Below are 17,949 nucleotides of genomic sequence, written 5' to 3'. Positions count from 1 at the left end.
GCCATAGCGCAACGATGGCGGCGGCTTCCGTATGTAGTGCGGTTCATTGCCGCTACAATGGCATGCGCATCATTTCTTGATACGCCTCGATCGCTTTGTTGCGGATCTCCAGTGTCAGCTGCAACGCGATGCTCGCTTTTTGCGCGGCGATCATCACATCATGCAACTGAACGTTCTCCCCGCGGACGAGCTTTTCCGTCAGCGCATCGGCTTGAATTTGCGCTTCGTTCACGCGGTTGAGCGCTTCTTTGAAAAATGCGGCGAATTGCTTTTGCGCCTCAGCCGGCTTCGCTGGGGGCGAAACGGCGGAAGACATCGTCAGCCCAATGCGGCTTGCTCCATCAATCATCGTTTATCCCCCTCGCATGCTATTTCCCGATCTCGAGCGCCTTCATGAGCATTCCTTTTGAAGCATTCAACACCGTGACGTTCGCCTCATACGAACGCGTCGCCCCAATCAAGTCAACCATTTCTTTCAGCGGGTCGACGTTTGGCAGACGCACATAGCCATCCACGCCCGCATCCGGGTGATTCGGGTCGTAGACGAGCTTAAACGGCGCAGGATCATCAACAATTTCGCGCACCCGCACCCCGCCGTCCACCGCGTCGGCACGGCCGAGCGCAGCCTGCAAATAGCCCGAAAACGACCCGCTGCGCGGTTCGATGATGACCATTTTGCGGCGGTACGGCTCCCATTCGCCGTTGACAAGACGAGCGCGCGTCGTATCGACGTTAGCGATGTTGGAAGCAATAACATCCATACGCAACCGTTGGGCGGTCAACGCCGAAGCCGAAATGTTTAGACTTTGAAACAAAGACACCCGTTATTTTCCTCCTTTAATCACTGTTTTCAACGTTGTAAATTTGCCGTTGAGCCGCTCGATTAAGGCATTGTAATAAATTTGGTTTTCTGCTAGTTTTGACATTTCGTGATCGATATCGACACTGTTTCCATTATGATTGTAACTCACCGTCGTGTCCGTCGTCACGATGATTTTTCCATTTTGTTCGTTTGGAAACGAAAAATGCTTCGGATTCGTCCGTTTGGCCTCGAGCCGAAGCGCCCGTTCCAATTCAGCCTGAAAGCGCACATCTTTCGCCTTATAGCCCGGCGTATCGGCGTTGGCGATGTTGTCGGCGATCGCCTGTTGGCGAAGCGCAGCGTAGCGGAGCCCTTGTTCAAGCCAGTCGATCGTCGCTGAAAAGAGCGCCAATGGAATCCCCTCTTTTCTCCTATTTTTCGACAATTTCTGCTAGTTTTCATTTTACGGGAAAGAAAACCCAATGTATAGCCGGAACTTGGTACTATTTTTCGACGATGCCATAACAGAAAAACGATGCCAAGGATGTTTGCCAAAACAAAAACCCGCCGGGCCAAAATACCCAGCGGGCTTAGGCAGCTACGCCGTTCAGCTCGATTTCAATTTTTCAAGTTCGCTTAAAAACTTGTCGTTCAATACTTTAATGTACGTCCCTTTCATGCCGAGTGAACGCGATTCGATCACGCCGGCGCTTTCAAGCTTGCGCAGAGCATTGACAATGACCGAGCGGGTGATGCCGACGCGGTCGGCGATTTTGCTCGCTACAAGCAGCCCTTCCGTTCCGTCAAGCTCCTCAAAAATGTGTTCGATCGCCTCAAGCTCGCTGTAAGAAAGGGAGCTGATCGCCATTTGCACGACCGCCTTGCTGCGCGCTTCCTCTTCAATTTCTTCTGCCTTTTCACGCAAAATTTCCATGCCGACGACCGTCGCTCCGTATTCAGCCAAAATGAGATCGTCATTGTCAAACTCGCGGTCAAGGCGCGACAAAATGAGCGTGCCGAGCCGCTCGCCCCCGCCGTTGATCGGAACGATCGTCGTCAAGCCGGTTTTGAACAAGTCACGATTTTCCACTGGAAACGCCGTATATTCGCTATTAATATCGATATTAGGAGACGTTTCCGTAATGTTGAACAAGTTTTTCGTGTATTCTTCCGGAAACTGGCGCTCCTCCAGCATCCGCTTCATCCGTTCGTTTTCAATCGATTGTTTAATGGCGAATCCAAGCAGTTTGCCGCGGCGGCTGACGACAAACACATTGGCTTCAATCACTTCGCAAAGCGTTTCTGCCATTTCTTTAAAATTGACCGGCCGCCCGGCTGCCTTTTGCAGCATGGCGTTGATTTTCCGCGTTTTCTCTAGCAAGTTCATTGATTTCATCTCCTCCTCATAAAATAAACTCGCTTAAATCTTTGTTTTTGACGATGCTGCCGAGTTTTTGCTCGACATATTGCGGCGTGATGACGACTTTGTCGATCCCGATGTCCGGCGCCTCAAACAGCAAGTCTTCCAGCAGCTTTTCCAAAATCGTGTGCAACCGGCGCGCACCGATGTTGTCGGTCGTCTGGTTTACTTCAAACGCCACCTCGGCAATCTTACGAATAGCATCGTCAGAAAATTCAAGACTTATACCTTCCGTTGCCAAAAGAGCTTGATATTGTTTAATGAGCGCGTTATTCGGCTCGACTAATATTCTTACGAAATCGTCGACCGAAAGTTTCGCAAGCTCGACGCGGATCGGAAAACGGCCTTGCAACTCAGGGATCAAATCCGACGGCTTCGCCATATGGAACGCGCCGGCGGCGATGAATAAAATATGGTCTGTTTTCACCGGGCCGTACTTCGTCATGACGGTCGACCCTTCGACAATCGGCAAAATGTCGCGCTGCACCCCTTCGCGCGAGACGTCGGCCGAACCGGACACCCCTCCGCTGCGGGCGATTTTGTCGATTTCATCGATAAAAATGATGCCGGACTGCTCAGCGAGGCGGACGGCCTCTTGCGTCACTTCATCCATGTCGATCAGCTTTTGCGCTTCCTCGTTGATGAGCACTTTGCGCGCTTCACTCACTTTGAGACGCCGCTTTTTGCGCCGCTTCGGCATGAGGCTGCTCAAGGCGTCCTGCATGTTCATCCCCATCTGCTCAATGCCTGCCCCTTGCAAAAAGTCAAACCATAGCGGCGCCTGTTCCTCGATTTCAATCGTCACCATCTCGTTTTCAAGCTGCCCGTTTGCCAGCTGCCAAGCAACTTGGCGCCGCTTTTGCTCCACCTGTTCATCCTCATGGCTGTAGCTGTTGTCCACTTGGGTTCCTTGGCCGCCAAACAGCAGCTCAAGCGGGTTTTTGATCGTCTGCTTTGGCTTGCCCGGAACGAGCAGTTCAACAAGCCGCTTGTTCGCCTGCTGTTCAGCCCTGTCTTTCACTTCGTTCATTTTCCGTTCTTTCACGAGCCTAACTGACGTTTCCACCAAATCGCGCACCATCGATTCGACGTCGCGCCCGACATAGCCGACTTCGGTGAATTTCGTCGCCTCGACTTTGATGAACGGCGCACCGACGAGTTTGGCGAGCCGGCGGGCGATCTCCGTCTTTCCGACCCCGGTCGGGCCGATCATTAAAATGTTTTTCGGCATCACTTCATCGCGCAATTTTTCATCGAGCAAACTGCGGCGGTACCGGTTGCGAAGCGCGATCGCCACCGCCTTTTTTGCCTCTTTTTGCCCGACGATGAACTGATCGAGCTTTTCGACAATCTGCCGTGGAGTCAACGTTTCCGCCATCATCGGCCTCCTCCTTTTTTACAGCTCTTCGACAATAATATGGCCGTTCGTATAAACGCAAATGTCAGCGGCGATCTCGAGCGCCGCCTGGGCAATCTCTTTCGCGGTCATCGAGCCGCCCGCGTACTTCTTCAACGCACGCCCAGCAGCAAGCGCATACTGACCGCCCGAGCCAATGGCGAGCATGCCATCATCCGGCTCAATCACTTCGCCCGTGCCAGAGACAAGCAACAAGTGCTGTTTGTCCATGACAATGAGCATCGCCTCGAGGCGGCGCAACACTTTATCGCTCCGCCACTCTTTCGCCAGTTCAACCGCCGCGCGCGGCAAGTTGCCGTTAAATTGTTCGAGCTTGCCTTCAAACATTTCAAACAGCGTAAACGCGTCAGCGACCGAGCCGGCGAAACCGGCGAGCACGTTTCCTTGGAACAACCGCCGCACTTTTTTCGCTGTATGCTTCATGACGACCGCATTGCCGAACGTCACTTGGCCGTCGCCAGCCATGGCGGATGCGCCGTTATGGCGGATGGCAAAAATCGTCGTCGCATGAAAAGCTCCCATCATTTTCCCCTCCTTGCCTGCGGGTTACGCCCGCGGATGCGCCTGCAAATAAATACGCCGCAGCCGGTCTTTCGTTACATGCGTATACACTTGCGTCGATGACAAATGCGCATGGCCGAGCAGTTCCTGCACCGAACGGAGATCGGCTCCTTCGTTGAGCAAATGGGTCGCAAACGTATGCCGCAAAACGTGCGGGCTGATGTTTTGCATCAGCGCAGCTGCTTCGACAATCCGATCCAAAATATGGCGCACTCCCCGAGGCGTGAGCGGATTGCCGCGGGCGTTGACAAACAAATAGCGGTGGTCCGCCGGCAGCTTTCTTGTCAGTTCGCGTCGGCCCCTATGAATATACCGTTCAAGCGCTTCGCGGGCCGGGCGGCCGAACGGAACGTAGCGCTGCTTGTTTCCTTTGCCGTGAATGAGCACAGTCGCTGCAGCAAAATCGACGTCAGACAGCCGAATGTGACAACATTCACTAACCCGGACGCCAGTCGCGTACAGCAACTCAAGCAGCGCCGCATTGCGCTGGCCGAGGGCGGTATTTTCATCATTGACAAGAAACAATGCTTCTAATTCTTTCGGGTATAAAAAATTAGGAATTTTTTGCTCTTTTTTCGGCAGCGTCGCGAGCGCAAACGGATTTTCGGCCGCCCGCCCTTCGCGCAGCAAAAACTTGTAAAAGCTGCGCAGACTCGAAATTTTGCGGGCGACCGAACGGCTGGCCAACTGTTGTTCGTATAGTTTCGTCAAATATAAGCGGACGTCGCTGTAGGACACTTCATCGAGCGCGCCGATTCCTTCCTCATCCATAAATCGGAAAAACTGCTCAATGTCACGCCGGTAACACACAATAGTATATTGTGAATAATTTTTCTCGATTTGTAAATATTCTATGAACAATTGTAACGCAAGTTTCGAATTCTCCATCGCCTCACCCCGCAACGGCTACTACATCGTACCATATTCTTCTGCATGAACGCAACTATTTTTTACAAAATTCTGAATTGTATCTAATGCCCGTTCATGCTTCTAGCCGCTCTTCATAATCGCACGCCGTGCATTGCACTTGCACACCTTTTTTCAGCTCTTTCTCCACAAGCAAACCTGCGCATTTCGGGCACGGGCGGGCGAGCGGTTTATCCCACGAGACGAAGTCGCAATCCGGGAAACGGTCGCAGCCGTAAAACACCCGCTTTCTTTTCGTGCTGCGCTCGACGATGTTGCCTTCGCGGCATTTCGGGCACTTGACGCCGATTTCTTTGACAATCGGCTTCGTATGGCGGCATTCCGGGAAATTCGAGCAGGCGATAAACTTGCCGAAACGGCCCATTTTGTACACCATCGGACTGCCGCACACCTCGCAGTCAATGCCGGCGGGCTCATCCTTAATCTCAACTGCGCGCATTTCTTTTTCCGCCACTTTCAACCGCTTTTCAAATTCGCGGTAAAACTCGTCAACGACTTTGATCCATGCCACTTTCCCTTCTTCAATTTCGTCCAATTCTTTTTCCATTTTCGCCGTAAACTCGACATCGATAATTTCCGGGAAAAATTCGAGCATCAGCTCCACAACGATTTCGCCGAGCTCGGTCGGGACAAACCGTTTGTTCTCAAGGACGACATAGTTGCGCTTTTGGATCGTATCAAGCGTCGGGGCATACGTCGACGGGCGGCCGATGCCGAGTTCCTCCAACGTTTTGACGAGGCGGGCTTCCGTGTAGCGTGGCGGCGGCTGGGTAAAGTGCTGCTTCGATTCGATCGTTTCGCTCTCAACCGTTTCCTTTTCTTCCAAATCCGGGAGGATACGGTCCTGCTCTTCCGTTTGATCGTCCGTTCCTTCAATATACACTTTCATAAACCCTGGAAATTTCACCTTCGAGCCGCTGGCGCGGAACACGACGCCGTTGTTTTCCAACTCGACGCTCATGGTGTCAAGCACGGCGGCCGCCATTTGACTGGCGATGAACCGTTCCCAAATGAGTTTATACAACCGAAACTGGTCGCGCGTCAAATACGGTTTCACTTTGTCCGGATCGCGAAATGCCGATGTCGGGCGGATCGCTTCATGGGCGTCTTGGGCGTTCGTGCTTTTCTTCTCTTTCCGCTTTTCTTGGTTGACATACATAGCGCCGAACGTCGCCTCGATATACGCCGCCGCCTCTTGCTGCGCCGTCTCGGCGACGCGCGTTGAATCAGTGCGCATATACGTGATCAACCCGACCGTCCCTTCGCTGCCGAGATCGATTCCCTCATACAGCTGCTGGGCGATCATCATCGTCTTTTTCGTCCGGAAATTCAGTTTGCGCGCCGCTTCCTGCTGAAGCGACGATGTCGTAAACGGCGGCACTGGGCTGCGCTTGCGCTCTCGTTTTGTCACCGTTTTCACGACAAATGCCGTTCCGTTTAAGCGGTCCAGCACCGCTTTCACATCCGCCTCCGTCTTTAAATCGCGTTTTTGTCCGTCAATACTGTAAAACGAGGCGGCAAACGTCTCTCCTCCTTTTTGAAACGTCGCTTGAATCGTCCAATATTCTTCCGGCTGAAATTCGCGAATTTCTCGTTCCCGATCGATGATGAGACGCAGCGCCACCGATTGGACGCGGCCGGCGCTTAACCCTTTTTTCACCTTTTTCCATAAGAGCGGGCTGATGTTATAGCCGACGAGCCGGTCGAGCACACGCCGCGCCTGCTGGGCGTCAACAAGATTCATATTGATCGCGCGCGGCTGCTGAAACGATTGCTGAATGGCATCCTTCGTGATCTCATGAAAGACGACGCGGCAATCAGAGTGAATATCCAGATCGAGCATGTGGGCCAAATGCCAAGCGATCGCCTCTCCTTCGCGATCGGGGTCGGCGGCAAGAAACACTTTTTTCGCTTTTTTCGCCGCCGTTTTCAACTCTTTGATCACCTGGCCTTTGCCGCGGATCGTAATGTATTTCGGCTCGTAGCCATGGTCTATATCAACGCCCATTTGGCTTTTTGGCAAATCGCGGACGTGGCCCATTGACGCTTTGACCGTATATTTTTTTCCCAAGTATCGTTCGATCGTCTTCGCTTTCGTTGGCGATTCGACGATAACTAAGTAGTCTGACATCCATCTTCCACCCCTAGGAGGTAAATTGAAATCTTCATTATTATTAATGATTATTGCCGCATTTGTCAAACATGTGCATTACACATACGGGAATTCGGCCAAAATGTCCGCCGCTTCTTGCACTAGTTTTGCCCCGTGCTGAATGAGCGTATTCGGCCCGGCGGATTCCGCCAAACCGATCGGGCCGGGGACGGCGAACACTTCCCGCCCTTGCTCAAGCGCATACGCGGCGGTAATGAGCGAACCGCTTTTTCGCTTCGCCTGCACGACAAGCGTGCCGAGCGACAGCCCGCTGATGATGCGATTGCGCGCGGGAAACTGCCATGCCTGTGGGCGCGTTGCCGGCGGATGCTCGGCGATGACCAACTGTTCGTTCATCAGCCGGGTGGCGAACGGTCGATGCTCTTTCGGATAAATGTGGTCCAGCCCGCCGGCGATGACCGCGACCGTCGACCCGCCATGCTGGACGGCGAGTTGGTGGGCGCACACGTCAATCCCAAACGCGAGCCCGCTGACGATCGTAAAGCCGGCGGCAACAAGCGGCGGCACCAATTTGTTCAACGCTTCGATTCCTTCCTTCGTCGGCCGTCTCGTGCCGACGATGCTGATCAGTTTCCGCTCCTGAAGCAAAGCGGAGTTCCCCTTTGCATACAGCACCCACGGCGGGGCATAAATATGCCGAAGCAACGGCGGATAGTCATGATCAAACACGGTGACCACATGAATGCACCGGTCCATATATGTTTTTATCACACGTTGCACATCGATGGAATGCAAATCATGGAAAAAAGCGGTCCATTGAGCGTCGGAAAGCGGAATGAGCGGGCGGAGATCATTAGGAGGAAGAGAAAATGGAGCGGTGAGCGTCGGATCAGCCTTAAGCAAGGAATGAATCGTCTTCCATCCCGCCCCGCGGCAATGATGGAGATGGATGAGTCGGTCGCGGACCGTATCGTACATACTGCTCCCCTTTCTTTTTTCACCTTCAGCATGGATATATAGGTGCAACTATCCTTGACGGAAAAGTCGCCTGTCTATTTTTTCGACTGTCGGAGGCAAGCCGCAGGCTTCCTCGTCACGCCTTGGCGTGACGGAAGACCGAACAACCACCTGCTTCACAGACCCATACATGGGTCTAGAAGCGGCGTTGTTCGGTCGCCCGACAGTCGATCCAATTGCTCTGTAAAAGCGGCAAATGGTAAAGCTTCAAATTGCATCTATAGACATGATACGCAACACCCCGCACGAAGACGTGCGGGGCCAAACCATTAGTGCGTTTTGCATTTTTCGTACAAGCCGCGTTCTTTCAGCACAGAAATGAGTGTTTCTCCGATCACGGCCGGCGTTTCCGCCACTTTAATGCCGCATTCGGTCATTTTTTTGATTTTCTCTGCGGCCGTGCCTTTGCCGCCGGAAATGATCGCGCCGGCATGGCCCATCCGTTTGCCCGGAGGCGCCGTTTGCCCGCCAATAAAGCCGACGACCGGTTTCGTCATGTTCGCTTTCACCCATTCGGCCGCTTCTTCTTCCGCCGTGCCGCCGATTTCGCCGATCATAATGACAGCGTACGTTTCTTCGTCTTCATTAAACGCCTTGAGCACATCGATGAAGTTCGTGCCGTTGACTGGGTCGCCGCCGATGCCGACCGCCGTCGACTGGCCGATGCCGGCTTGCGTCAGTTGGTGAACTGCTTCGTACGTCAGCGTGCCGGAACGGGAAACAATGCCGACATGTCCTTTTTTATGGATGTAGCCCGGCATAATGCCGATTTTGCACTCTTCCGGCGTAATGACGCCCGGGCAATTCGGGCCGATGAGGCGCGTCTTTTTGCCTTCCATGTACCGCTTCACTTTCACCATATCGAGCACCGGGATGCCTTCGGTGATGCAAACGACAAGGTCGAGTCCAGCGTCAACCGCTTCCATGATGGCATCCGCGGCAAATGCCGGCGGAACGTAAATGACCGAGGCGTTCGCCCCTGTTTTTTCAACCGCTTCCGAAACAGTGTCAAACACCGGCACGCCTTCGACTTCCGTGCCGCCTTTGCCCGGCGTGACGCCGCCGACAATCTTTGTGCCGTATTCGATCATCTGTCTCGTATGGAACAGCCCTTGCGAACCGGTAATCCCTTGCACGATCACTTTCGTGTCTTTATTGACAAAAACGCTCACGTGTATCCCTCGCTTTCTTAACGTACTAGCTCGACGATTTTTTGCGCGCCGTCCGCCATCGATTCGGCCGCAATAATGTTTAAGCCCGACTCTTGCAAAATCTTTTTCCCGAGCTCAACGTTCGTTCCTTCAAGACGGACGACAAGCGGAAGCGTCAAGCCGACTTGCTTCGTCGCCGCGACGATGCCGCTCGCGATGACATCGCATTTCATAATGCCGCCGAAAATGTTGACGAAAATGCCTTTGACGTTCGGGTCGGACAAAATGATTTTGAACGCTTCCCTTACTTTTTCCTCGCTGGCGCCGCCGCCGACATCAAGGAAGTTGGCCGGCTCGCCGCCATAATATTTGATGATGTCCATTGTCGCCATCGCCAAGCCGGCGCCGTTGACCATGCAGCCGATGTTGCCGTCAAGAGCGATGTAGTTTAAGTCATATTTCGACGCTTCGACTTCTTTCGGATCTTCTTCATCCAAGTCGCGGTATTCAAGGATATCCGGATGGCGGTATAAGGCGTTCGAATCGAAATTCAGCTTCGCATCAAGCGCCATCACTTTGCCGTCGCCGGTGACGACAAGCGGATTGATTTCGGCGATCGAGCAGTCTTTATCGACAAACACTTGGTACAAGCCCATCATAAATTTGACCGCTTGGTTGACGAGATGCTTCGGAATGTTGATGTTGAAAGCCAATCGGCGCGCTTGGAACGCTTGCAGCCCGACGGCTGGATCGATGTATTCTTTAAAAATTTTCTCCGGCGTTTTCGCCGCGACTTCTTCGATTTCCGTGCCGCCCTCTTCCGAGCCCATTAAAACGACGCGCGAGGTGGCGCGGTCGACGACAAGGCCGATGTAGTATTCTTTTTGGATGTCGCACCCTTCTTCAATCAACAGCCGTTTCACTTCTTTTCCTTCCGGGCCGGTTTGATGGGTGACAAGCACTTTGCCGAGCAATTCGCTGGCGTATGTACGGACTTCCTCGAGGCTTTTTGCCACTTTCACCCCGCCCGCTTTGCCGCGCCCGCCGGCATGGATTTGCGCTTTGACGACACACACCGGCGCGCCGAGCTCTTTCGCCGCTTCGACCGCTTCATCCACCGTGAACGCGACGCGGCCGTTCGGCACGCTTACACCATAGCTTCGCAAAATTTCTTTTGCCTGGTATTCATGAATGTTCATGCGCCAACCTCCTATGTATAAAATCAAAAAAGTCTTAGCGCTTTCATTTTATACCTAACATTTCGCGCTTGTCCACCGTTTCGCCGCAAAATTAAGAAAGCGGGGAATAGGAAAATTATCCCTCCCCCACCCTTTCTTCTTTCGCTTCTTGATCAAGCCGATACAAAAACGCGAACAATTCAGCCACTAAGGCGTACAGCTCCTCCGGGATCATTTCGTTGATCTCCACTTTGCCCAGCAGCTCAACAAGCGTCGGATCTTGGCGAATCGGCACGCCGTGTTGCCGGGCGGTGGCGATGATCGCTTCGGCGACCTTGCCAACCCCTTTCGCCTTGACGATCGGAGCTGCGTCAAGTGCCGCATCGTAAGACAAGGCGACTGCTTTTTTCCGCTCCTCGTTCATGCTTGGCAATCCACCTCGCTGCAACTGTCGGCAAACAGAAAAACGGAAGGCGGAGGAGGGGCGGAACGCGTTGCCTTTACATCAATGCCTGAAAGCGCATAGCCGTGCGCCTGAAACCGCTCTTTGACAAGCGGAGCCATCCGAGCGGCAACAACCGCCAACCGCGGATCATCGTGAAAAATGGAGATGTGGACGATCCGTCTTTGCACGCGCATATCGACGATCACCTCTCCCAGCTCTTCAAGCGTCAGGCAACAAACAATGCGGTTGTAATCGGCATCAAGCGGCCCGCCTTGTTTCCTCCTTCCTTGCCAGCACACAGCAAAATCGCTGCTGCGGCCGCCAAGCGGCAATGGAAACGAAAGCCATACGTGCTCAATGAGCCCATCGCCGCCAGCCGCGATGGCCATGCCATCGAGCTGGTCGAGAAGCGCTTCGGCCGCCCGCTTGGCCCCTTCGCTCCCCGGTTCATGAAGAAAGCGAAGAAGCAGCCGTTTCAACGACGGGGCAGAAGGCAAATCCTCGATTTTCCCAACACGGACGAGCGCCGCCTCGTCTTCAAGCCCAAGCCGCCCGGCCGCTCGCCTCAGCCAGCAAAACAGCGACAGCGCCGGATCTTTCGTCGCTCGAGCGGCCGCCCACAACTTCGCCTCCGCGGCGGGCAGCGCCCCGCTTTGATAGGCAGCATCGAGAGCGGCCCACCGTTCCAAAAACGCCTCCTCGTCCGTCAAGTCGAGCTGCCGAATGATATCGGCAAACCGGCGGCGTTGCACCGCCTCCCGAAGCGCCAAGCGGCGGGCCTCCGGCAACGGGGCGAGCCCAAGGCGGGCAAGAAGCGCGCGGGCCGTTTCGGCCTCTTCCTCCTCCGACAGCAACAAACGCACGGCCGCCTCGTAAGCGGACAGCGGCGGTGAAAGAAACTTCTCCATCGCCCGGCTGAGCTCAAGCGCCGCCGGATGGGCGGAAAGGGCGGCAATGGCCGCTTTCAGTTTCCCCAAACCATCAGCGAGCGGCACCCCGGTTTTAGCTGCCCATAGCGCGCGAAACACGGCTGAAGAGAGCGGCAGCCGGCGGCGAAACAAATGGGCGAGCACGTCTTCGGCCGCGTCCGGCTGGCCGGTCTCTTTCACCGCTTCAGTCAGTGCGGCAATTTCCTCTTTCGTTGCAGCCGCGCCAGCTTTCAGCGCTTGACGGAGCACCGGCAGCGCCGCATCCGGCAGTTTCCACGCTTTTTGCCACCGGCGCACCGCCTCTTCACCTGACGGAGCAGACGCCAGTTCGGAAAGGGGAATGGCTTTCCAATACATTGTTCCTTGTCGTTCGTGAATTTCAAACAAATACAAACGTCCGACGGCAAGCGGCGCCTCCAAACGGGCGCGCACAAGCTGTCCGCCAGCGCGGACGAGTGCCGCCCGCTCCCCGGTTTCCATCTCCTCGACCCGCTCCACTCGGCCAACGACGGCCTGCCCCGGCTGAAACCGCCGGCTGGATGTCGCGTCGCGGACAGCGGTCGTTGGCATCGTCCGCTCCATGCGCTCGACCATTTCGTCCCATCCCTTCTTCTAGAGCTGCTCGCTCGCCTTCAGCACCTCCCTCACCGGTGCGAACGAACGACGGTGCTCAGGCGTAATGCCATAGCGGCGGATCGCCTCGAAATGTTCCGGCGTTCCGTAGCCCATATGGCGCGCGAACCCGTATTGTGGATAGCGGCGATCCAGTTCTTTCATCCACCGGTCGCGCGTCACTTTGGCGATGACCGACGCAGCGGCGATCGAAGCGCTGTTGGCGTCTCCTTTTATGAGGCGCTGTTGCGGCAGTGGGCACGGCACCGCCATCGCATCAACGAGCAAATGTTCAGGCGGCGGGGAAAGGGCGTTCACCGCTTTCGCCATCGCTTGCCTTGTCGCTTCGTAAATATTCCTTTCATCGATCTCCGCCGCGCTGACGATGCCGATGCCGATGGCGACGGCGCACGCTTCAATTTGCGCAAACAATGCCTCGCGCTTTTCCGGCGTCAGCCGCTTCGAGTCGTCAAGCCCCGGCAAATAGGCGTCTTTCGGCAAGATGACCGCGGCGGCGACGACCGGGCCGGCCAGCGGGCCGCGCCCGGCCTCATCAATGCCGGCGATCCGTCTAACGCCAGCGGCGTATAGTTCCCGCTCATAACGCATCAGTTCTTCCCACCGCTGCTCGATGGCGTGCCGGCGCGCTTTCTGCCTTTCAAAACGGGCAAGAAGTGCCTGCACGCTTTTTCGCTCATCCTGCCGCAGCATCTCCCAGCGCGGGTCGTCCGCGCCAAGCTTCGGAAGCAGCGCTTCAATGTCTTTCACCGTATACCGCTTCATGCTCCTCTCCCTCTTCTACTTATACTATCGGCTCTGTTTGGCCGACCGTAAAGCACCGCCGGCAAAAAACGCCCGCCGGACGCGCTACGTCCGTGAAGCGGGCGTTTCAAAGCTTAAGCGGCCTAATTTTTCCGTGCGGATGTCATACAAAACGATATCAGCCACTTTATCGTAGTCAACAGCGCCGCCTGACGTCAAGCAGCCGCGCCGCCTTCCGATGGCGTCAAACAAGGCGACGATGTCATCAGGAATGTCATCAAGGCCGTAGCGCTCCGCAAGCCGGTTGGGATAGTGAGTCGACAAAAAGCGGAGCGCATAGACGGCGACATCCTGCAAGTTTAAAATTTCGTCCTTAATGGCGCCGGTCACCGCCAACTTGTAGCCCACGTCCTCATCCTCAAATTTCGGCCATAGGATGCCTGGGGTATCAAGCAGCTCCATTTCTTTGCCGACTTTGATCCATTGCTGCGCTTTTGTCACCCCCGGCTTGTCGCCGGTTTTCGCGATATGGCGGCCGGCGAGCCGGTTGATCAGCGTCGACTTGCCGACGTTCGGGATGCCGACGATGAGCGCCCGAACCGGGCGCGGGTTTTTAATCCCTTTCGCCCGCATTTTCTCGAATTTGTCTTTCACCATCTCTTTCGCTGCCGCCGCGATTTGCCGGACTCCTGTTCCGCTTTGAGCATCGATGGGCAAAGCCAGCCGCCCTTGATCGTGGAAATAGCGGATCCACTGTTCGGTCACCGCCTCATCGGCCATATCAGCCTTATTGAGCAAAATGAGGCGCGGCTTTTGTCCGAGAATCTCGTCGATCATCGGGTTGCGCGAGGACATCGGCACACGGGCGTCAAGCAGCTCAAACGCTACGTCGATCAACTTTAATTTTTCTTGCACTTCCCGCTTGGCCTTCGCCATATGGCCGGGGAACCATTGAATCACTGTCATTGGCATCACCTGCCTCGTTTATTTCACAATCCGGGCGTCAGCCAACGGCCAATACACAAGATTCGCCTTGCCGACGACTTTTGACATCGGAATGAAGCCGATATGGCGGCTATCTTTGCTGAAACGGCGATTGTCGCCCATGACAAACAAATGCCCCGGCGGCACCGTGCTTCGCCCGGTCAGTTCCTCCAAAGTGAACGATTCCGTCAGCGGACCGCCGTCGGACAACTGCTTTTTATACTCGTCCAAATACGGCTCTTCATACGGCTTGCCATTGATATAGAGCGTATCATTTTTGTATTCAATTCGGTCGCCCGGCAGGCCGATGACCCGCTTAATATAGTCTCTCCCTTCTTCGGCGTGAAAAACAATGATATCGAAACGGTGCGGCATGCCGATTTTATACGCCAGTTTATTGACGATCATCCGCTCATGGTTATGTAATGTCGGCATCATCGAATAGCCGTCGACGATGATCGGAGCGAAAATAAAGTAGCGGATGCCCCCGGCGAGCAAGACGGCAACGACGATCGCTTTCATCCATTCGCGCCATTCGCTTTTTTTCTGTTCCATTGTCCACCCACCTAAATCAAAGTTTGCAGTCGTGGATCACTACCGTAAATCATCATTGACGGTAGTGAAAAAAGGAGCTTGAAAGCAAGCTCCTTTTCCGCTACGATCCACCGTTGTCCATTATTGCGCTGCGTTCGTATTTTCCTTGATGCGCGCCGCTTTGCCGCGAAGTTCGCGCAAGTAGTACAATTTCGCGCGGCGGACTTTCCCGCGGCGGATGACTTCCAGCTTGGCGATTTTCGGCGTATGCACCGGGAATGTGCGCTCAACGCCGACGCCATAGGACACTTTGCGGACGGTGAACGTTTCGCTGATGCCCGCTCCGCGCCGTTTAATGACGACCCCTTCAAACACTTGGATGCGTTCGCGGTTGCCTTCGACGACTTTCACATGAACCCGCACCGTGTCGCCCGGGCGGAAATCCGGCAAATCCGTCCGCAGTTGTTCTTTCGTGATCTCTTGGATTAAATGATGCATCATGATCCACTCCTTCCACAGATGTTCATGCCAATGATCTCTTCATTGCAGCGGAACATCGTTTTCCGTCCTCAAGCAGATCGCTTAAGGTCACACAAAAGACATGATAGCATAAACTGTTGACTCAGGCAATAGCTATTCGCGCTCCTTTTCCCACTCTTTCAGCCATTGCTTTTGCTTGTCTGTAAGCGGATATTCATCGAGCAAGTCCGGACGGCGCAAAAACGTGCGCCGGAGCGATTCCTTCTCGCGCCACTCGGCGATGAGCTGATGGTTGCCTGACAGCAATACATCCGGCACTTTCATGCCGCGGAAATCGGCCGGTCTTGTGTATTGCGGATACTCAAGCAATCCGGAGCTGAACGAGTCATCGACCGGCGACGCCTCATTGCCGAGCACCCCGGGGAGAAGACGGACGACGCTGTCGACAATGACCATGGCGCCGAGTTCCCCACCTGTTAAAATATAGTCGCCGATCGAAATTTCATCGGTTGCTAAATATTGGCGGATACGTTCGTCATACCCTTCGTAATGGCCGCAAATGAGCACCAAATGCGTTTCTTTCGCCAGCTCTTCCGCCTTTTTTTGCGTGTAGCGCTCGCCTTGCGGGCAAAGCAAAATGATGCGGGCGCCAGGCGATCCAGCCGTCACGTGTTCCACCGCGTCAAAAATCGGCTGCGGCTTGAGCACCATGCCGGCGCCGCCGCCGTACGGATAATCGTCGACCGTTTTATGCTTGTTGTCGGCAAACTCGCGAAAATCAATAAGGCGGATGTCGACGGCCCCTTTTTCTTGCGCCTTCTTTAAAATTGACTCGTTCAACACCCCGGAAAACATGCCGGGAAACAACGTTAAAATATCGATCCGCATCATTCGAGCAGCCCTTCCATCGGCCGGATGATGATCGTTTTCCGCTCCGGATCGACGTGCAAAACGACCTCGTCAATGTACGGAATGAGCGCTTCCGATCCGTCTTCGCGCCGGACGACCCAGACGTCGTTCGCCCCTGGAGTCAAAATTTCCTTTACCGCGCCGATGGTCTCCCCGCCTTCTGTCACGACAGTGCAGCCGATGATCTCGTGGAAATAATATTCCCCTTCCGCGAGTTCGCCGAGCTGGCTTTCCGGCACCTTCAGAATCGCCCCCTTAAACCGTTCAACGTCGTTGATGCTGTCATAGCCTTCAAACGACAACAAGTCAAACGATTTATGGACGCGGTGGCTTTTCACCGTGACTTCAATCGGTTCCGTGTCCCGTTCGCGGAAAATGTACAGCTTGTTTCCTTTTTTATACCGTTCTTCAGGAAAGTCGGTGCGCGAAATGACGCGCACTTCGCCGCGGATGCCGTGCGTATTGACGATTTTTCCGACATTAAACCATCGTTCCATCGCTTTCATCCCTTCTTAGCGAATCTCTTTGACGACGCCGTCTTCAATGATGATGGCGCGCGTTTTTGTCACCTCTTCCCAACGGTCGCCGACGTTCACCTCAACGAGCGCCTCGACTTCCCGCTCTTTCAATTCGCTCCCTAACGGTAGCATATGTAATTGTTCGAGCTGAAACTCAAGCAGTTTCATTTTCTCCATCCGCTCGTCGATCTCTTTGGCAAAATATTGTTTCACTAAAGCGGGCGGATAGTTTCCGCTTTTCTCCATTCGTTTCTGTTCAAAACGAAGCTGGTCGCACTCGCGCTCGAGCTGCTGCTTGCGCGCCAAAAACGCGGCGGCAAGCTCTTGTTTGCTCCGTTCAGTGACGATTTGCCGCACCTCAACCGTTTGAATGAGCTTCATCCTCTTCCCCCTTTTTTGACACGGAATGAACGGCACCCGGGCCATTTCCGCGCCCTTTGGCATCATATCAAAAAAGGGAGAGGAACATCCTCACCCTTTGTCTTTCACTTGCACAACAACCCGCTTTGGCGATCCGGCCGCGGCGGCGGCAACGACCGTGCGAATCGCCTGGATCGTCCGCCCTTGTTTGCCGATCACTTTGCCAGTGTCGTCTTCATGCACGGACAGCTCGTAGATGACAGCCGTCTCTTCTTCGCGGCGCTCAACCGCCACCGCCTCCGGATGATCGACAAGCGCCTTGACGATCGTTTCAATGAGCGGCTTCATGTGCATCTCGCTTATTTGCCGTATTTCAAGTTATGGCTCACATTTCGCACCCTGAATAAAAATTCGAAATAAGCCCGATTTGACCGAATAAAAATTAATTATTTTACAATTTTTGTATAAAAAATTATTTTTATGCGAATATCCAGGTTGTTTTTTGTATATTATGCAAAGGTTGCGAAATATGAGTTATGGAACTTCTCTAAAATGCCTTGCTTCGACAGCAAGCTGCGCACCGTATCCGACGGTTTGGCGCCGTTTTGCAGCCATTTGAGCGCTAATTCCTCATCGATTTTCACTTGCGCCGGCTCAGCGACCGGATCGTACGTGCCGATCGTTTCGATAAAACGACCGTCGCGCGGCGAGCGCGAATCAGCTACCACGATGCGATAGAACGGTTTTTTCTTTGTCCCCATGCGTTTTAAACGAATTTTTACTGCCATAGTCAGTACGCACCTCCGTATATAGTTCACACAAGATAGTAT

Annotated in this window: 22 protein-coding genes; all 22 read right to left on the bottom strand. The window is 54.3% G+C overall.

Going from position 1 to position 17,949, the window contains the following annotated elements:
• Positions 1-52: 52 nt before the first annotated feature.
• The 22 genes from fliE to rpsP all read right to left on the bottom strand — a co-directional run bounded on the left by fliE (position 53) and on the right by rpsP (position 17,907).
• Positions 53-349, bottom strand: a complete 297-nt coding sequence (gene fliE / locus B1A75_RS06645; protein WP_079935955.1) for a flagellar hook-basal body complex protein FliE — start codon at positions 347-349, stop codon at positions 53-55.
• Positions 350-368: 19 nt separating this feature from the next.
• Complete coding sequence (gene flgC / locus B1A75_RS06640) at positions 369-821, bottom strand: flagellar basal body rod protein FlgC (RefSeq protein WP_079935954.1); 453 nt, start codon at positions 819-821, stop codon at positions 369-371.
• 3 nt (positions 822-824) lie between these two features.
• Positions 825-1,214, bottom strand: coding sequence for a flagellar basal body rod protein FlgB (flgB, locus tag B1A75_RS06635; protein ID WP_079935953.1), 390 nt, complete (start codon positions 1,212-1,214; stop codon positions 825-827).
• Positions 1,215-1,409: 195 nt separating this feature from the next.
• A complete protein-coding gene (gene codY, locus B1A75_RS06630; protein ID WP_011230715.1) occupies positions 1,410-2,189 on the bottom strand; it encodes a GTP-sensing pleiotropic transcriptional regulator CodY in 780 nt (259 codons plus the stop codon).
• A 16-nt stretch (positions 2,190-2,205) separates the two neighbouring features.
• The gene (gene hslU / locus B1A75_RS06625; RefSeq protein WP_139268077.1) at positions 2,206-3,603 is read right to left on the bottom strand and encodes an ATP-dependent protease ATPase subunit HslU; all 1,398 of its coding nucleotides are present in this window, start codon (positions 3,601-3,603) and stop codon (positions 2,206-2,208) included.
• A gap of 15 nt (positions 3,604-3,618) precedes the next feature.
• Positions 3,619-4,161: an ATP-dependent protease subunit HslV gene (gene hslV / locus B1A75_RS06620; RefSeq protein ID WP_020278188.1), complete on the bottom strand. Its 543-nt coding sequence runs from the start codon at positions 4,159-4,161 to the stop codon at positions 3,619-3,621.
• 24 nt (positions 4,162-4,185) lie between these two features.
• A complete protein-coding gene (xerC, locus tag B1A75_RS06615; protein ID WP_079935952.1) occupies positions 4,186-5,088 on the bottom strand; it encodes a tyrosine recombinase XerC in 903 nt (300 codons plus the stop codon).
• A gap of 94 nt (positions 5,089-5,182) precedes the next feature.
• On the bottom strand, positions 5,183-7,258 hold the full coding sequence (gene topA / locus B1A75_RS06610) for a type I DNA topoisomerase (protein ID WP_020278186.1): 2,076 nt from the start codon (positions 7,256-7,258) through the stop codon (positions 5,183-5,185).
• 78 nt (positions 7,259-7,336) lie between these two features.
• The gene (gene dprA / locus B1A75_RS06605) at positions 7,337-8,218 is read right to left on the bottom strand and encodes a DNA-processing protein DprA (RefSeq protein WP_020278185.1); all 882 of its coding nucleotides are present in this window, start codon (positions 8,216-8,218) and stop codon (positions 7,337-7,339) included.
• Between the two features lie 308 nt (positions 8,219-8,526).
• Positions 8,527-9,429 carry a succinate--CoA ligase subunit alpha gene (sucD, locus tag B1A75_RS06595; protein ID WP_074044418.1) on the bottom strand — a complete coding sequence of 301 codons (903 nt, stop codon included), beginning with the start codon at positions 9,427-9,429 and terminating at the stop codon, positions 8,527-8,529.
• A 17-nt stretch (positions 9,430-9,446) separates the two neighbouring features.
• Positions 9,447-10,607: an ADP-forming succinate--CoA ligase subunit beta gene (gene sucC / locus B1A75_RS06590; RefSeq protein ID WP_011230708.1), complete on the bottom strand. Its 1,161-nt coding sequence runs from the start codon at positions 10,605-10,607 to the stop codon at positions 9,447-9,449.
• A 115-nt stretch (positions 10,608-10,722) separates the two neighbouring features.
• Positions 10,723-11,010, bottom strand: coding sequence for an EscU/YscU/HrcU family type III secretion system export apparatus switch protein (locus B1A75_RS06585; RefSeq protein ID WP_074044417.1), 288 nt, complete (start codon positions 11,008-11,010; stop codon positions 10,723-10,725).
• The gene (locus B1A75_RS06580; RefSeq protein ID WP_074044416.1) at positions 11,007-12,554 is read right to left on the bottom strand and encodes a flagellar hook-length control protein FliK; all 1,548 of its coding nucleotides are present in this window, start codon (positions 12,552-12,554) and stop codon (positions 11,007-11,009) included. The genes B1A75_RS06585 and B1A75_RS06580 overlap by 4 nt, the downstream gene beginning before the upstream one ends.
• Positions 12,555-12,572: 18 nt before the next feature.
• Positions 12,573-13,355: a ribonuclease HII gene (locus B1A75_RS06575; RefSeq protein ID WP_079935951.1), complete on the bottom strand. Its 783-nt coding sequence runs from the start codon at positions 13,353-13,355 to the stop codon at positions 12,573-12,575.
• A gap of 84 nt (positions 13,356-13,439) precedes the next feature.
• Positions 13,440-14,306, bottom strand: coding sequence for a ribosome biogenesis GTPase YlqF (gene ylqF / locus B1A75_RS06570; RefSeq protein ID WP_013145770.1), 867 nt, complete (start codon positions 14,304-14,306; stop codon positions 13,440-13,442).
• A 12-nt stretch (positions 14,307-14,318) separates the two neighbouring features.
• Positions 14,319-14,873, bottom strand: a complete 555-nt coding sequence (gene lepB, locus B1A75_RS06565; protein ID WP_011230703.1) for a signal peptidase I — start codon at positions 14,871-14,873, stop codon at positions 14,319-14,321.
• Between the two features lie 120 nt (positions 14,874-14,993).
• The gene (gene rplS / locus B1A75_RS06560) at positions 14,994-15,350 is read right to left on the bottom strand and encodes a 50S ribosomal protein L19 (RefSeq protein ID WP_013145772.1); all 357 of its coding nucleotides are present in this window, start codon (positions 15,348-15,350) and stop codon (positions 14,994-14,996) included.
• 135 nt (positions 15,351-15,485) lie between these two features.
• Positions 15,486-16,220, bottom strand: coding sequence for a tRNA (guanosine(37)-N1)-methyltransferase TrmD (gene trmD, locus B1A75_RS06555; protein ID WP_167367383.1), 735 nt, complete (start codon positions 16,218-16,220; stop codon positions 15,486-15,488).
• Entirely contained in the window at positions 16,220-16,738 is a 519-nt protein-coding gene (rimM, locus tag B1A75_RS06550) for a ribosome maturation factor RimM (RefSeq protein ID WP_074044413.1), read from the bottom strand. The genes trmD and rimM overlap by 1 nt, the downstream gene beginning before the upstream one ends.
• Before the next feature lie 15 nt (positions 16,739-16,753).
• Positions 16,754-17,140, bottom strand: coding sequence for a YlqD family protein (locus B1A75_RS06545; RefSeq protein ID WP_011230699.1), 387 nt, complete (start codon positions 17,138-17,140; stop codon positions 16,754-16,756).
• 90 nt (positions 17,141-17,230) lie between these two features.
• On the bottom strand, positions 17,231-17,467 hold the full coding sequence (locus B1A75_RS06540; RefSeq protein ID WP_011230698.1) for a KH domain-containing protein: 237 nt from the start codon (positions 17,465-17,467) through the stop codon (positions 17,231-17,233).
• Between the two features lie 161 nt (positions 17,468-17,628).
• On the bottom strand, positions 17,629-17,907 hold the full coding sequence (gene rpsP, locus B1A75_RS06535) for a 30S ribosomal protein S16 (protein WP_079935950.1): 279 nt from the start codon (positions 17,905-17,907) through the stop codon (positions 17,629-17,631).
• Between the last annotated feature and the right edge of the window lie 42 nt (positions 17,908-17,949).

Source organism: Geobacillus sp. LEMMY01 (assembly GCF_002042905.1).
GTDB lineage: Bacteria > Bacillota > Bacilli > Bacillales > Anoxybacillaceae > Geobacillus > Geobacillus proteiniphilus.
Note: the sequence above shows the minus strand (reverse complement) of the source record. Positions and strands in the feature narration are given on the sequence as shown.

Excerpts from the sequence above, each read along its gene's own strand:
- fliE (WP_079935955.1), bottom strand. The coding sequence starts at position 349 with ATGATTGATGGAGCAAGCCGCATTGGGCTGACGATGTCTTCCGCCGTT.
- codY (WP_011230715.1), bottom strand. The coding sequence starts at position 2,189 with ATGAACTTGCTAGAGAAAACGCGGAAAATCAACGCCATGCTGCAAAAG.
- hslU (WP_139268077.1), bottom strand. The coding sequence starts at position 3,603 with ATGATGGCGGAAACGTTGACTCCACGGCAGATTGTCGAAAAGCTCGAT.
- hslV (WP_020278188.1), bottom strand. The coding sequence starts at position 4,161 with ATGGGAGCTTTTCATGCGACGACGATTTTTGCCATCCGCCATAACGGC.
- xerC (WP_079935952.1), bottom strand. The coding sequence starts at position 5,088 with ATGGAGAATTCGAAACTTGCGTTACAATTGTTCATAGAATATTTACAA.
- topA (WP_020278186.1), bottom strand. The coding sequence starts at position 7,258 with ATGTCAGACTACTTAGTTATCGTCGAATCGCCAACGAAAGCGAAGACG.
- dprA (WP_020278185.1), bottom strand. The coding sequence starts at position 8,218 with ATGTACGATACGGTCCGCGACCGACTCATCCATCTCCATCATTGCCGC.
- sucC (WP_011230708.1), bottom strand. The coding sequence starts at position 10,607 with ATGAACATTCATGAATACCAGGCAAAAGAAATTTTGCGAAGCTATGGT.
- B1A75_RS06585 (WP_074044417.1), bottom strand. The coding sequence starts at position 11,010 with ATGAACGAGGAGCGGAAAAAAGCAGTCGCCTTGTCTTACGATGCGGCA.
- B1A75_RS06580 (WP_074044416.1), bottom strand. The coding sequence starts at position 12,554 with ATGGTCGAGCGCATGGAGCGGACGATGCCAACGACCGCTGTCCGCGAC.
- B1A75_RS06575 (WP_079935951.1), bottom strand. The coding sequence starts at position 13,355 with ATGAAGCGGTATACGGTGAAAGACATTGAAGCGCTGCTTCCGAAGCTT.
- ylqF (WP_013145770.1), bottom strand. The coding sequence starts at position 14,306 with ATGCCAATGACAGTGATTCAATGGTTCCCCGGCCATATGGCGAAGGCC.
- lepB (WP_011230703.1), bottom strand. The coding sequence starts at position 14,873 with ATGGAACAGAAAAAAAGCGAATGGCGCGAATGGATGAAAGCGATCGTC.
- rplS (WP_013145772.1), bottom strand. The coding sequence starts at position 15,350 with ATGCATCATTTAATCCAAGAGATCACGAAAGAACAACTGCGGACGGAT.
- trmD (WP_167367383.1), bottom strand. The coding sequence starts at position 16,220 with ATGCGGATCGATATTTTAACGTTGTTTCCCGGCATGTTTTCCGGGGTG.
- rimM (WP_074044413.1), bottom strand. The coding sequence starts at position 16,738 with ATGGAACGATGGTTTAATGTCGGAAAAATCGTCAATACGCACGGCATC.
- B1A75_RS06545 (WP_011230699.1), bottom strand. The coding sequence starts at position 17,140 with ATGAAGCTCATTCAAACGGTTGAGGTGCGGCAAATCGTCACTGAACGG.
- B1A75_RS06540 (WP_011230698.1), bottom strand. The coding sequence starts at position 17,467 with ATGAAGCCGCTCATTGAAACGATCGTCAAGGCGCTTGTCGATCATCCG.
- rpsP (WP_079935950.1), bottom strand. The coding sequence starts at position 17,907 with ATGGCAGTAAAAATTCGTTTAAAACGCATGGGGACAAAGAAAAAACCG.